Genomic DNA, 13,556 nt, shown 5'->3' with positions numbered 1-13,556 from the left:
CATTACCTCCAAGCAAGAAACTCAACGCCATTAGGTATCGGTGCACTAATAGATTCGAAGAATCCCACAATTTCACTAGTAACTAGTTTATAATCACCCTGAAGCATCTCTCTTTTTATTTCTTCTTTTATTTCATGAAATCGAAAATCGTTTTCAGCCCTGCTTGATACAATAATTTTTGGATTACTTGAAAAGTATTTTACTTGCTTTAAATAGCTGATTACATTTGTAAAAATTGCTGGTGCTTCATTATTTATTTCTGCTTCGATTTTCTTTATTTGTGACGAGAAAAACTTTCCGTTGGTATAACTATTCCGGTTATCCACGTAAAGGAAATCGCTTACAGAACCAGTTATACCATTATAAGTAAAAATCTTTTCCTCTATTGACTCTTCGAATTGTGACACATTTCCTATTAGATAAAACTCATCCCCCGGATAAAATGCAGTAGTATTTAACTGGTTAGTGGTATAAAGCTTTTTAAGTAATGGGCTATCCAATCCTATTTTTTGATTTTTACTTACTTTTCTTGTTCGTTTAATCTCATCGAATTCTTCATCCAATAAGATAATCCTCTCCATCCATTGTTTTTCTGGAATACCTCTTTCAATCTTTCCATCCTTAATTTTAAGAATCATTTCATTTTCAAATACTGGACTTGGTTCTACACAGATTACAGACGCTTTCCTAGAAGACTGTTCATCCTGATAAATGATTCGGCTTCCTTGTCCTAAACTTAATATAGTTTTCCTAATCGACCTCATCTGTTTACGCATCGAAAAGGTTTTATCCGCAATTCCCATCGCTATAAATAACGAATAATATTGATCACTAGGAAGGGAAACAATAATATTTACAGGTTTTTTATACTTAATTCCATGTTCATAAAAATACGCTCCTAAATTAAAAGCAAAACGAATCCATTCAGGTAGTTTAATTACCCTTTTATTATGTAAAACCTTTAAATCTTCAAGAGACAAATTACCCACCTCTTTCAATTTTATACTAAAGTAATTTTATCACATTATTTGGCAAAAGGTTTTAGTTATCCCAGTAAACTTCCTGTTAAACGTGTTATTTTTTGACATACTTATTTTTCTAAGTAAGAAGTAAGACTAAGAGGGTTTTCTATCTTTGGTTTCAAATAAAAAAGAGCCAAAAAAAATTTTTGGCTCTTTACAGACTCATTTTATTTAACTAACATTTTTTTCTTAGGATTGATAATGTCACTAATTTTTTCTTCAACTTCAATTCCGAGTGAATCTAATAAACTTTCACCCACAAACCTAGCCATTAACGGAGGTACTGCATTCCCAACTTGCTGATACTGAGAATCTTTTGATCCAAAAAATCTATAGGAATCCGGGAATGATTGTAATCTTGCTGCTTCTCTAATACTAATTGCTCTATTAATTTTAGGATGTATCCACATTGACTTCCTTACATTAACAACAGTATCGGAAGGTTGATTATAGTCGAGTCTCTTATATATCGTATTCTGCGTCCTACTATGATCGGTATAAGTCGACTTCAATGTATCATCTAAGTCATGGAAATTTTGACCTTCTTTTAATGATTCGAAACGTTTTAAAGCGACTTCCCTTGAGTCTGTTCTTACATGATTGTAAAGAGGTTTATTAGGTTGATTATTTAGATATTCATTTAGAGGATTTCCATTAATTACTCTCGCTTCTTCTCTATATATCTCGTCATCTTTAACATTTGTTTTAGGTGGTAAATTTTCAAGGTCATAGATGGCATCTTTTATTTTATAAAAGCTTTCCTTATCATGAAAAATAGGTTCTGGCAATTTAAGCGGCCTTCCGTTTAAAGCATCCTCTCTAACTCCAAATAAAATGAGTCTCTTCCTCTCCTGCGGAACACCAAATTGCGCTGCATTAAAGATATGATTACCGGCATTAAATACATAATTTAAAACCGAAAGCCTTGCCTTTATATACTCAAATACATTGTATGATTTAATATGAATTTCAGCGTTGTCACTGATAAGTTCATCTCCATAAAGTTTTATATTATGGTGAATGATTTCAGAAATTTTATTTATTAATCTTTGGGCTTCAATAATTTGTTCAAGTAAATTCGAAAATTCCATAATGGAAGAAGTGTCATTTTCTAGGATTCCATTAAAGTTATTCCCTAAATTATTCCAAGCTTCTCTATACTTAATATCCCAGTATTCTTCGTGAATTTCATTCCATTTATCTTTTACAACCCTTAAAAAATATTTGTGATTGTTTTCCTTATTAACAAACTCATTAAAGCTATTATCTGATTGTTTTTTTGCATGCCTTAACAATAAATTTAATTTTGAAAATAAATCTTTATTTATTTTATAAGGGGCTAATTCAATTTTATTTTTATAAGCATTAATTAAAAACGATTTTAGACTATCTGGATTTACTGTTAGTGTCCCTATTTTAAAATGCTCATCTTTTTCTTCTAGATTTAATCCTGCAATCTCAACTTCGTCATCTTTACGAATAAAAAATTTATGTTTCTCTGATTCCAGAGTCTTGACATTTTCCATGACAAAAGCTACCGGTTGAATCTCCTCAATAGCCTTTAAATACTCTTTCACGAGTTGATTATTTGAAGAAATAAGAGTATTCTTCTGTCTATTTGCATTTGAAAATCCCTGGCATGGCGGTCCGCCAATGATAACTTTTATATTTTGAAATTCTTCTTTTAAGTTACCATTTTCATCTTTATATCTTAATTTTGTGATGTCTTTATAGAAGAATTTTTTATTAAAATGAGGATGGTTTTCCAAATACGTTTTCCTAGCATTTTCATTAATTTCAACAGCAACTTTTACTTCAAATTTCCCTGTCTGCTCAAATCCATTGCTGAGACCACCGGCACCTGCAAAAAGATCCATTACTTGTAGTTTTTTATTTTCCATTTGCCTCACTCCTACAAGAAGAAGTCTTCTTGATATTTTTATAAATACCTTTCAGGAATCAGAAAGGATTCTTCAATTCATATTTTAATACAAACATACGTTCTCATCAAATATTAAGCTATTAACTTATCAATTATATCATCAAAAATTAATAGAGGTAATACGAGATTTTTAACAAGAAAATGGTAACAATCATCGATTAATTATCTATCTGAAATCTTAATCTCCGAAGTTAACTAAAGGTAATTTGCGATAAGCAAAACACCCTTTGTCTCAAGGAAACAAGGCAAAGGGTGTAAATAATTTTTTAAATAAGATTACTCAATTCCTTCGAACAACTCTCCTTAAACTGTACCCAGCAAGCTTCTTGTTTTGCCCACTGAGTTACGTTCCGGTCTCCGGCAGAATCTTTGAGGAAAGCTAGTGTCTTATCAGCAATTATCCGTATCACTTCGTCCCATTTATCGGATAGAGACTGTGCATTCCAAACCTCTACCAGGTCTATCTTGTCACTGTATAAATGGTTAAGCATTGCCACAGTATAATAAATGACATTTGCCTTATAACCTCGCAGCTTCATCTCTTCCACAATTTCTTGAACACGTTTATTAATAATGGCTTTGCCGATTAACTTTTGGTAAACAGATAATGTCATTTTAGATTGAGAGTTTCCTTCTGTCTTCCAGAAACTCTTGTTTAAATCCATAAACTTATTAAATGCTTCTTCCCCGCCCTTACTTGAAGTATGAGGATAGCCTTCCCATGACATAAAGTACTTGGCTATATCTACCTTGGTCAAAACTTTATCTTTAGGATACTGCTTTTTAAATTCTGTTTGTTCCTTTCCACGTTTCCTGCGGTTAATATCTACCATGTACTGGCCTCTTGCCCGCTCAAAATACCATTTGCTCTCAGGCTTACGTCCATCAAATACAGGAATCCAAATATTTCGGGAAAACTTCTCCAAGTCTGACATAAACCTTGTATTGGCAAGGAGGTCAGATTTGTTAATTTTATTTTGCGTATTGGCGTACTGGGAAATGCGTGAGACCATTTCATCTTCTAACAGATGCTGGTCCTGCGTAGTAAACTCATTAACCAGCAGAATCGTTAACTTTGCTTGGACAAAGACATCCTTCAGATTGATGCCATCTTTGTATGCCTGGTGAATAGAGGCCGTTGTTTGCCCGCCATTTACAATCTGCCAGCCGCTTAGTCCTTTGATTTTATATAAATTTTCCGCCGTATCAATCTTCTCAATTTCGGCGGCACGGGCTACAGTTGAAATACCGTTATTATAAGCAACGAACATTTTCCGCTGGAATGGGTCCTTTAAAGTATCGCGAATTCCTTTATTTGTTCCACCCCTTGCTTGAAGGAAGGATCTTACATTTCGTTCCACCAGTTTCTGGCCCCACTCGTCATAGGCTTTTGCCAAAAGCTCAGCTGAAATGTAGCCAACATAACAATCAAAGTTTTTTACACCGCTTACGGGGTCCGGCACCAGTACCATTGTTAATTGTTCCCCATAATCCCGCTCAAAATCAATATAATCTGTTTCTATGCCCTGCTCCGACGTTATCAGCTGCTGAACCCGGTCAATATCCCAGACTTGGACATTTACAGTCTCTATCCCTGGAATGGAAATTTCAACAGGTTTATTTGAGGTATAATATAAATTTGTGACCACAAAAATATTTATTTCATTAATAGATTCAATATGATCCGATATTAACTTAGCAAGATCATAAGACTGCAGTGATTGATCAATGGTGTCCATCAAGGATTGCGCATTCGTCATAAACCTTTTTGCCTTGTTTGCAATTTCCGATATTGCCGTCATGCTGATTGTGAGCAAATCATCCTCGTTTTGCTCAAAATTATAATCAACAACATATAAATCTAACGTATTGTTCTCCTCATCATATGCATAAGCATTAATTGCAATATTTTTCGCTGTATCTAAATACGGAGGAAACAAAATTTCAGGTTCATCCGGGCGGTCCATAAAGGTCAGCATCTTATCAAGAAAAGGAATTTGGTAACTTCCTGCCTTTATTGCCTTTTCTTCTAATTCCTCCATAAAATCTATAAGAAATTCTTTTCGTTGTCTTAATTCAATCATTTTTCCCCATCCACTCTAAAGTATTGAAATACTGTCTCCTTATCCCTTCCAAATTCCGTACAATGAGTTAAGTCTATATTATATGTTACATGAGAGATTCCTCTTGGGAGGTCCTTTTTAAGCAGCCTTGGAAACCCTTCCCTCGCCTCATAAACCTCAATATTTTCTACAAAGTAAAGGGGTTCGGCATATTCCTCTTCCCTAAATCCCAGATCCATTAAGAAGTCGTTATAGATTAGGGCAATTCGTTCTGAACGCTTCGCAATTTTTCCTTTGACCTGAACTGCTAAGTCCTGAAGAGACATTCCATGAGTCTTGCTTTGCTCTAAGAAACAAACATACAGATAGATTGTAGAAATAGCTTCACTTAGTTTTAATTGGTCCTCATTCGAGATTTTAATTGATTTAGATAGTTTCTCTGTAACAGTTTTTATTTCCAATCCGAATCTATTGCTTTTAAAATCAATTCTTCCTTTAGTCGGCCCATACCACTGCTCAATGATCAGAGGTGGCTGGCCGGGGAACTTATCCAGCCATTCATTAATAAACCATAGCTCCCCGAATAAGCCTCTTTGCTGCTCATCCGAAAGCTTTCTAAAACCGCCTCTTTGAAAAAATGTTCTCCATCTATCCAAGACAGTAAATATATTGGAAAAAAGAGAATCCTCTTTATTGTTCATTAAATGATCCACTAAGTTTTGAAGGACCGAATCAAAGATCTCTGTGTTTTGTTCATCTTCTTGCCGTATGATTAGTACATGCCGATTTTTCAAAGAAAAAATCTTCTCAAAATACTCCATTTTTATCGATAAACCGCGCCATTTTGGGAGGGCATTTAGCTGTTCATCCTCCCAGGGGGATTGTCCTAAGTCAATATACAGCATTCTATTTAGATTGCCAGCGTCAATCCCTGCAAAAATAAATGGAGCTTCATCAGTTAGTACATTCAATTTATAAAATTCATCATTTGATTGGTCTTTAAGTTCCCCAATCATTTGTTCAAATTCCGTTTTAACGTCTACCACAGCCATTCTCCTTTTAATCAGTTATTGGACAGTCTTATTTACCTGGTAAACATCAGTTTCGTCTAAATCGGAATAAGGGAAAGAAATGGCTATACCGATTGGGACAAGTTTTTCCGAAAATGGGACATTCAAGTTCTTAAAGACAGGGACATCTGGGTTCAATGGGTAGATTAACAGCATCCCATTTTCTCTTGGACGCAATTTACGTTTATCCTTCTTATCCTTCTTATCTTTGAGTTTTTCCTGGTCGATATCAACAAACTCCTGATTAGGAGCTACAATTGCCTTTATATCTACATCCTGTTCCTTATTGCCCGTTGGTTTCATGTCTATTGCCCGTCCGACTGCCGATTCTAAAAATAAACCTCCTATATATACCGGGAATGGACCAGCACCTGTCGGATCCCCTTCAACAATAGCAACAGTCCAATTTGTTAATTCCCCTTTATCGTTGGCAAATTGAATATAATTCTTCATTAAACCGGAATCAGCCTTATTCCCTCTAGTCTCATAATCGCTGAGAAATTCTTTAACAATGTCTGCTTTTACATCGGATGCTACATAATAACCGGTCTTTCCCTTGCCAATCTTTGTTTTTTCTAAATCAAGACTTTCAACCAGCTTTTCTGTAGCCTCCATATTTGTTTTATAAAACTGTTCGCTATGTCCGAATATCCTAGTCTGCTGCAAGGTCCCTTCATAGATAATTGTTGATGAAATAGCATTTTTCATTTTTAGCGGGCTTGTTAAGGTCATGGTTGGATGGCTTAACATTTTCACCGCATATTCCATAGGAGTTTTGCCCATTTGTGCGAGCCGGTCGAATTCCTCCCTTAACTCGACCATAGCGATGGCCAAATGCTCAAAGTTCGAAGCTATTTCTTCAGAAGTGTAAATTCTGCATAAATCCATATATCCTTTTCTATATCCAAACCAGCGTCCCATCTGCATAAGCGTGTCATACATGAGAGTGTTTCTGAAGTAATAGGTAATGCTCAACCCTTCAAGTGTCAGACCGCGGGATAATTTATCTCCCCCGACCGCAATGACATTCAGGCCATCCTCTTTATATTGATGGTAATCCAAGGCATCTTTGCTGTTTCCGTTAATTTCAAAAACCTGTAAAATACTAGCTGCTGCTTTAAGTTCCTCATAAACCTCTTCCCAGCTGTATATTTTAATATCTTCCGGCCAATTCTCCGTCGTAGGCATGAAATCTTGTTCGTAAAGAGCTTTTATTTCTTCAAGAACGTTACTTTTCGGATTATATTGAATCTGATGTGAGATCGCCTCGAAAGTCCTTGCCACTTCATCCTTTACATTGGACTGTACATCTTTGAATCGTGAAGTGTGGATTAGCATAGAATTATGGGTTTTCCGTTGGCCCCTTAGATTCCTAATGGCTATGGTAAGTAAAAATGCTAATATGGCCTCACGCATTTGAGGAGGAACCTCTTCAAACTTATCCGCATCCGTTTTTTTCTTTATGGTAGTAAATATCTCAATATCTTCTTCTCTTAGATGACGGATCAAACTTGGCTTCTTATACGACGGGTCTTCATAGACATTAAAAAACTCCTCTGGACCGCAATAATCCTTTGGTTTTGGAAGCCCCACCAAGAAGTCTTTCGGATAAAGGTCTAGTCCCTCTTCAGCTGTCCTTGCTTCAGTATTTATAAGGAGATTGGCAAACGGCGTTGCCGTATAACCCGCATAAGCCTTCCGATTGAAAACCTCTAATATTTGTCTTATCAGTTTGTTAATCGTTTTAGGATCCTCATTCTTGACTGGGTCAGAAGTGTCAACGGAAGCCTGGTCTGCTTCATCATCCACAATTAAAACAGGGATATCCAAATTATATAAGTCCCGATGGTGAATCAGCTGATCACGTAAAGATTCTAAGACTGTTTTATTTTTCTTTACTACCATTAATGTAGGGTAATTTAAATTGCTGGTCCCCCCATGCTGCGAACTAATATCATTTTCTACTGTAGTCCAAGAGGAGATAATATGTTCTTGAGTATTAGGATAAATACGGGCAACCCCTAACGCCTTGCCTTCCTTATCCATCATGTTCCCAATAACTTCTTGATTTAATCTGATCTGCGTCTGAGCTCTTAAGTCATTGTGAATGCCCGAAAGTACAATTACTAATTTATATCCCACATCGTATGCTTTATTAATTAATCCTGTAAAGTTGGCCGTTTTACCGGACTGAACAAACCCCAGGACTATTCCGCGTTTATCAAACGGCTCCATGGATTTAGGATTGCCAAGGGATTTCATGATTTCATTGGTTGTATCATCGATAGCCTCAACTGATTCCATTGGCCAGCCTTTAATTTGAGTCAAAAATTGGCGGTATCTTGTCCAAAAAAAGCCGTTAGATACCATTTCAGGGCTGTACCAGTTTTTGCTGATACTTCCATGCATACTATATACTTTTGGAATTTCTTGGCCAATTTTATATTTCTTAAACATTTGCATTGACCAGATCTCAAAAGTATTTTCATCGATGCCGCCTGAGCTTGAGACAATCATCCTTGCTAATTCAAGTGCCTTTTCTGCAGCTTCTTGCTGAGTACTGTAAAATGCTTTTAAAGAATAAAAGTTAGTAGAAAACGTTTGTTCAAAAAGCGTTTTTTTATCAATTAAAGTCAATTAAACCGGCCTCCATTACAATCTTCTTGAGGGTTGCTCTATTAATGCCGTCAAATGCTGGCTGTGTAATCAACATATTCAGAAGCTGTTCTTCATCCCCAGCAACATTTATTTTTAATAAAGTCGAGGCAAACTGAATGACAAGCTCTTTTTGAGCGTCAGAAACCTCTTGAATAATTTCTTCCGGTACTTTTGGTGAATCTATAATGTTGCTCGGCGAACCCAATTGGACAAACTTAAGATATAAATTAAGTAGCTTCGCAGCTTCATCATCCATTTTTTTAAATAGCTCAGCTAAAATGGGATGATTTCGATTCAAGATAAATTGCGGTCCATCTTCTCTTCCAGACTGTTCCCACGTGTTCAAACTGCCTTTAAATGTTTGTCCTGGCTTTGTGCTTTGAGTTCGGAAATAGAATATTTCCTTTGATACCTTCCGAGCAATTGCTGAGATAGCCTCAAGTCGTCTTTTGGCTTCTTCAGGAAGATTGATTCCAGACTTTTTTATATCTACCTGCCAATCGGAATCCGCTGCATTCGGCAGATCAATTCGTACCCTTGCAAGCTGTGCAGAAGCATCCTTCGGGAATAACCCCATCCAATCGCCATAATGCAATAGGCGATTCTCCCGGTAGATGTAAAACCCTTGATGATCTCTCCAGCCCTTATAACCGCCTGCTTTTTTGTACTCAGGTTCAGTTAAGTGAGAAGCATGGGGCAGAATAAAATATTGAACTTTTATTCTGTTTTCGTTAATTCTCAGAACTTGCATTTCGCCTTCGATTGTATGCTCATGGTATCTCATAAAGGGATCCCAAGGGATTATTTCCTTCCCGTTAATAAACATTTGGACATTGCCTTTTTCTAAAATGGAATGAAAAACAAATTCCAAATGCTTATTTATCCTTGAAACCTTATTAAAAAAGCTGGCTTCTTTTAATGTACGCTTTCCTCCGTATCCCATAAAACGATCCAATTTGTCTATGCAGACTATCGTACCGCTATTTCCTTCTATTGTTCCCATTTTCTGTTTAACTTCTTCGGGAATAGAAGTGAAAAGCTGCCATTCGTTGCATTCTGAAACGTGGTCCAAATCCCAGCATCGTTCATGGTAAACGCCTTCAAATTTGGTTAGGACACTTAAACGTTTACCAAGCGAGAAGGATGCCGTCTTTAAACCCATTCCGAATCTTCCGAGCTCATTAGCGCCTCTTTTAGCCCGCGGATCTTTTGATCCGATGTTCATGGCTGTTTGCAGCATCTCTTCGTTCATGCCGGTTCCGTTGTCGGTTATCGTTATCATGCCGTCTGATTCATTGTATTCAAAATTTATATTAATCACGGATGCCTTTGCATCCAGACTGTTATCTGCTAGGTCAGCTACCGCAGTGCTTGGGTTGTAGCCGATGGATCTTAGGGCATGTATTACTGGTGCCGCTGACGGTTCTGTTTTAATTACGTTCATTATTAAAACTCCATTCCTTACGATAGTCCTATAATAATTATAACAAATTACAAAATTTGCAAAAGGAATAGATGTTGATACCATATTTTTAAACATTTAATATAACTGGAGAATAACTAAAAAACACAACCACCTTAAATGATCCACTGTCTATTACACAACCTAGGTCGAGTTTCTAGTCACCCCTTAATTCTAGGTTGTGATGTGGTAACAAAGGTGGGGGGATATGCACGAAAGTGCTTTCGAAGAAGAGTGGAAAGAGTGGGTTCAGGAAGTTGAGCAATGGTTTCATGACAAGATAACCCGAATCTATGCATCCACTTTTTCCAAATTCAGCAATGAGAAGTGGACATATTTACCAAATCCAACCATACAAGCTATGTATTTGTTCTGTAAGTTAAAAAATCAATTGTCTAAGTTAAATATAGAATTTGAAATTGCTTTGGAGGTTGGTTTCTTCACAGAAACTGAAAACAGGTTCATTGATATAGCTGTTTTGCACAATGGAGTGAAGCATGCTATTGAAGTCCATGGGAGCAAGGAGGATGAGGAGAAATTAAAAAACCAAAGAGTGCTTTTAGAAAAATATAATTGGATTGTCGACGATATCTATACCCTGGAAATAGAGGATGATGAAGTCCTACCACATTCAATAAATTATCTTGTAAAATAAATTACAAATGATTCATCAAATTCATATAAAGTATTTCCATTGATCATGCTAAAAAAATAAGCATAAATAAAAACAAGCAATTGAAAAATTGCTTGTTTTATAAAACAGTTTTTAATCTTTAGCAAAGTCTATATTTCATTATTTTACTTACTGAGTAAATTTATTTTCCTGTTTTTCAATTAGACTAACAACATTTATTGGTGGCAAAATTAATGGTGGTACATTTGCATTTGCTGTAAAACTTGTGATTAGAGCTCTTATGTAAGGGAATAAAATTGCCACCCCATTAACCTCAGCAAATGTGACTCTGTTTTCGAGGTGAACGTTTTCGAGTTCAAAAATTCCCGTCACATTTACCATAAATGAAAAAGGGAAGTTATTTTCCTTGGGATCATCAAAAATATTTACCACTAACGTAACTAACATAGTATTTTCTTCATCTTCAAGATATTCTACATATCTATCAATATTAAATTTTACATTTAATGGTCTATCAACAAAATCTTCGTTAATATGAAATTCTATATCATTAACATTATAGTTAATAAATTTTAATCCACTGTTAATACTTTCATTCATTATGCTACCTCATATTTTGAATAGACTGTTGTAGGGTAATCCTCGAACTGGTAATTTGCCTTCTTGGGAACATAAATATAATTATTTTTTTCAGCTGCTAAATCCTCTTCAGTAATCATTTTCATATGAGAATAACTACTTGGTTGAATTCTGCCTAGACCAGCCTTAATTAAATTTTTTTCTAATTCTTCTTTAGTTATTTTTTGAAAGTGCTCTTCAATTTTTTTTAATTTTTCATTTAAATCCATTTTAATTCCTCCTAAAAGAAGAAAATCAACTGCTTTTTTTCTTTCTTATTATATGGTTAAAACCTCTGGAATTATTGTATGATGTATTCCCAGAAGTGTTATCCTCAAAGTAATAATCACTCATTATTATCCCAAATGTGTCTAATCTTTCCTTAAAGTCATACTCAACTATATCCTTGACAACATCAAGATTCTTTATACATATCTGCTCTTGAGGCATATATCCAATTCTTGTTTTTATCCTAAAATATTTCCGTTTATTCATTGTAAAAATTGCCCTTACAATGTCAAAATCTTCAATATACGCTAATTCATTAAACATGTAGTTAATAACTATACCTTCAGCAATTTCATCATCAATTTGCCTTTTACCTTTTATTTCTTTATATACGCGGTCAAAGAGAACTTTATGTTCAGTTTTCGTTAGATCAAATACCTTATTCTTGTTTATATTTACATTACCTGAAAGTATTAAATAATAACGTATTAGATTTTCATAATTTAATCTAAATTTTTCGTATCTATCTTCAAACATATCAGCTATCCATTTATATGCATGAAAATCTTCAACAAAGAAATAGCTTCCATCACCTAGCCAATGATTCTCCCCCTGTGATGCTACCATTCTTTGATTATCTATTATCTCTTGACCTCTAACTCTATTTGAACCATGATACAATGTTTCACTATACATTAGAACCCCTTATTATTAATTATTCTTTTAAGGCAATTAATTCCCTGCTTATTATTGAAGAAAATTAAGTTTTTATGTACTATCTCAAGAATAATTGTTTTTTTTTCCATTTTCAAGTAATACATATAGAAATACTTACTTTTGTCGAAAAGAAGGAAAGGCTAGGTTTTTATTTATAAGCCAAGCCCTTCCACTAATAAATATTACTGCTTTAATATTTTATTAAGAATAGATTTATTTATTAACAGTGTATATTTTTGCTTTACCATCACTTGTGATACGGTTCACCGTATCATATATACAAAACTTTTCACTTACAAGAATTTCATATTCTTACCTTCAAAATAAGAAATGTACTTTATTAATATTTCTTACCTAATACCCGACTGCAAGTTACTGCAATTTGATCAGCAAAATTATTAACCCATATCTGAGCATCAATATTTTCGTTAATTTTTCCCGACCAAGCGATTTTATAAATTTAGGGTAAGCATCTTCAAACAGTTCACAGCTAGGATACGTTGTCTAAAGACAACGTTTGGGTTAAAGTTATTTTTAGCCGACATTCTTTAACTGCATGTGAAACCTCAATTTTCTCCATAATATCAATAATTCTGAAGACGATTCACTCAGTGATCCAGCTCGTCCAGTATTCCCAAGTTATTATCCGTGCCTCTTCTTTGACCAGGAGATCTCAATATTTCAAATGTGTTTTTATTTCCCCCTCCCACTTCATCTCGCCCTCTTAAACCGGCCCGCTATGGCTGGAAAACTCTCAAAATCCTTCCTCATCTCCCGAAAGCTAACCACCTCTTTTCCTCTCTCAAACTCGAATTCTAGTGGATATTCGTGACAGTTTAATGGGCTTTGCTGAAAGATTTCGGTAAAGAATTGAGTTGCCTCTTGTGGACTGCTGGCAAAGATGAATAGAAAGTCCTTCTTGTTCATCTTTAGTGAGAAGACGCGAACCTTCTGAATGCCTAATACATTCTTTCGGATCAATTCCGCTACTTTCTGGTTATCTGCTTGAACTGCGTCTAATTTAGAAATGTCGTCCTCTAAGGAAATTTTCCGTTCCGCTAGTAAATGGTAGATGTAATGAGCCAAAGTGGATTCTTCATAAAGGAAACTATCTTCGTAAAACTCTTTCACCAACATGTGAT

General features: G+C 35.2%; 11 protein-coding genes. 1 reads left to right on the top strand and 10 read right to left on the bottom strand.

Annotation, left to right across the window (positions count from 1 at the left end; genetic code table 11):
* Nucleotides 1-2: 2 nt before the first annotated feature.
* The 6 genes from ACZ5B7_RS03810 to ACZ5B7_RS03785 all read right to left on the bottom strand — a co-directional run bounded on the left by ACZ5B7_RS03810 (nucleotide 3) and on the right by ACZ5B7_RS03785 (nucleotide 10,199).
* Nucleotides 3-989 (bottom strand): hypothetical protein, encoded by a 987-nt coding sequence (locus ACZ5B7_RS03810; RefSeq protein WP_464492714.1) that lies wholly within the window; start codon nucleotides 987-989, stop codon nucleotides 3-5.
* Nucleotides 990-1,189: 200 nt separating this feature from the next.
* Nucleotides 1,190-2,923: a DNA cytosine methyltransferase gene (locus ACZ5B7_RS03805; RefSeq protein WP_464492713.1), complete on the bottom strand. Its 1,734-nt coding sequence runs from the start codon at nucleotides 2,921-2,923 to the stop codon at nucleotides 1,190-1,192.
* 307 nt (nucleotides 2,924-3,230) lie between these two features.
* Nucleotides 3,231-5,048 (bottom strand): AIPR family protein, encoded by a 1,818-nt coding sequence (locus tag ACZ5B7_RS03800; RefSeq protein ID WP_464492712.1) that lies wholly within the window; start codon nucleotides 5,046-5,048, stop codon nucleotides 3,231-3,233.
* Nucleotides 5,045-6,073 (bottom strand): PD-(D/E)XK motif protein, encoded by a 1,029-nt coding sequence (locus ACZ5B7_RS03795; RefSeq protein ID WP_464492711.1) that lies wholly within the window; start codon nucleotides 6,071-6,073, stop codon nucleotides 5,045-5,047. Before ACZ5B7_RS03795 ends, ACZ5B7_RS03800 begins: the two co-directional genes overlap by 4 nt.
* A gap of 21 nt (nucleotides 6,074-6,094) precedes the next feature.
* Nucleotides 6,095-8,734 (bottom strand): Z1 domain-containing protein, encoded by a 2,640-nt coding sequence (locus tag ACZ5B7_RS03790; RefSeq protein ID WP_464492710.1) that lies wholly within the window; start codon nucleotides 8,732-8,734, stop codon nucleotides 6,095-6,097.
* A complete protein-coding gene (locus tag ACZ5B7_RS03785; RefSeq protein ID WP_464492709.1) occupies nucleotides 8,721-10,199 on the bottom strand; it encodes an ATP-binding protein in 1,479 nt (492 codons plus the stop codon). Before ACZ5B7_RS03785 ends, ACZ5B7_RS03790 begins: the two co-directional genes overlap by 14 nt.
* 226 nt (nucleotides 10,200-10,425) lie before the next feature.
* On the opposite strand from ACZ5B7_RS03785, the gene ACZ5B7_RS03780 reads away from it, so the two are divergent.
* Nucleotides 10,426-10,872, top strand: a complete 447-nt coding sequence (locus tag ACZ5B7_RS03780) for a hypothetical protein (protein ID WP_464492708.1) — start codon at nucleotides 10,426-10,428, stop codon at nucleotides 10,870-10,872.
* A gap of 147 nt (nucleotides 10,873-11,019) precedes the next feature.
* On the opposite strand, the gene ACZ5B7_RS03775 is transcribed toward ACZ5B7_RS03780, so the two are convergent.
* From ACZ5B7_RS03775 to ACZ5B7_RS03760, 4 genes are all read right to left on the bottom strand, one after another.
* Complete coding sequence (locus ACZ5B7_RS03775; protein ID WP_464492707.1) at nucleotides 11,020-11,451, bottom strand: protein-export chaperone SecB; 432 nt, start codon at nucleotides 11,449-11,451, stop codon at nucleotides 11,020-11,022.
* Complete coding sequence (locus ACZ5B7_RS03770) at nucleotides 11,451-11,699, bottom strand: hypothetical protein (RefSeq protein ID WP_464492706.1); 249 nt, start codon at nucleotides 11,697-11,699, stop codon at nucleotides 11,451-11,453. Before ACZ5B7_RS03770 ends, ACZ5B7_RS03775 begins: the two co-directional genes overlap by 1 nt.
* Nucleotides 11,700-11,724: 25 nt before the next feature.
* Nucleotides 11,725-12,393, bottom strand: a complete 669-nt coding sequence (locus tag ACZ5B7_RS03765; protein WP_464492705.1) for a hypothetical protein — start codon at nucleotides 12,391-12,393, stop codon at nucleotides 11,725-11,727.
* A gap of 732 nt (nucleotides 12,394-13,125) precedes the next feature.
* Nucleotides 13,126-13,551: a hypothetical protein gene (locus ACZ5B7_RS03760; protein WP_464492704.1), complete on the bottom strand. Its 426-nt coding sequence runs from the start codon at nucleotides 13,549-13,551 to the stop codon at nucleotides 13,126-13,128.
* Nucleotides 13,552-13,556 lie beyond the last annotated feature (5 nt).

Source organism: Neobacillus sp. S1115 (assembly GCF_055385565.1).
This window is presented reverse-complemented; position numbering and strand designations above follow the sequence as displayed.

Bases quoted from the DNA above. Each gene is read 5' to 3' on its own strand.
- ACZ5B7_RS03805 (WP_464492713.1), bottom strand. From the start codon at position 2,923: ATGGAAAATAAAAAACTACAAGTAATGGATCTTTTTGCAGGTGCCGGT.
- ACZ5B7_RS03800 (WP_464492712.1), bottom strand. From the start codon at position 5,048: ATGATTGAATTAAGACAACGAAAAGAATTTCTTATAGATTTTATGGAG.
- ACZ5B7_RS03785 (WP_464492709.1), bottom strand. From the start codon at position 10,199: ATGAACGTAATTAAAACAGAACCGTCAGCGGCACCAGTAATACATGCC.
- ACZ5B7_RS03780 (WP_464492708.1), top strand. From the start codon at position 10,426: ATGCACGAAAGTGCTTTCGAAGAAGAGTGGAAAGAGTGGGTTCAGGAA.
- ACZ5B7_RS03775 (WP_464492707.1), bottom strand. From the start codon at position 11,451: ATGAATGAAAGTATTAACAGTGGATTAAAATTTATTAACTATAATGTT.
- ACZ5B7_RS03770 (WP_464492706.1), bottom strand. From the start codon at position 11,699: ATGGATTTAAATGAAAAATTAAAAAAAATTGAAGAGCACTTTCAAAAA.
- ACZ5B7_RS03765 (WP_464492705.1), bottom strand. From the start codon at position 12,393: ATGTATAGTGAAACATTGTATCATGGTTCAAATAGAGTTAGAGGTCAA.
- ACZ5B7_RS03760 (WP_464492704.1), bottom strand. From the start codon at position 13,551: ATGTTGGTGAAAGAGTTTTACGAAGATAGTTTCCTTTATGAAGAATCC.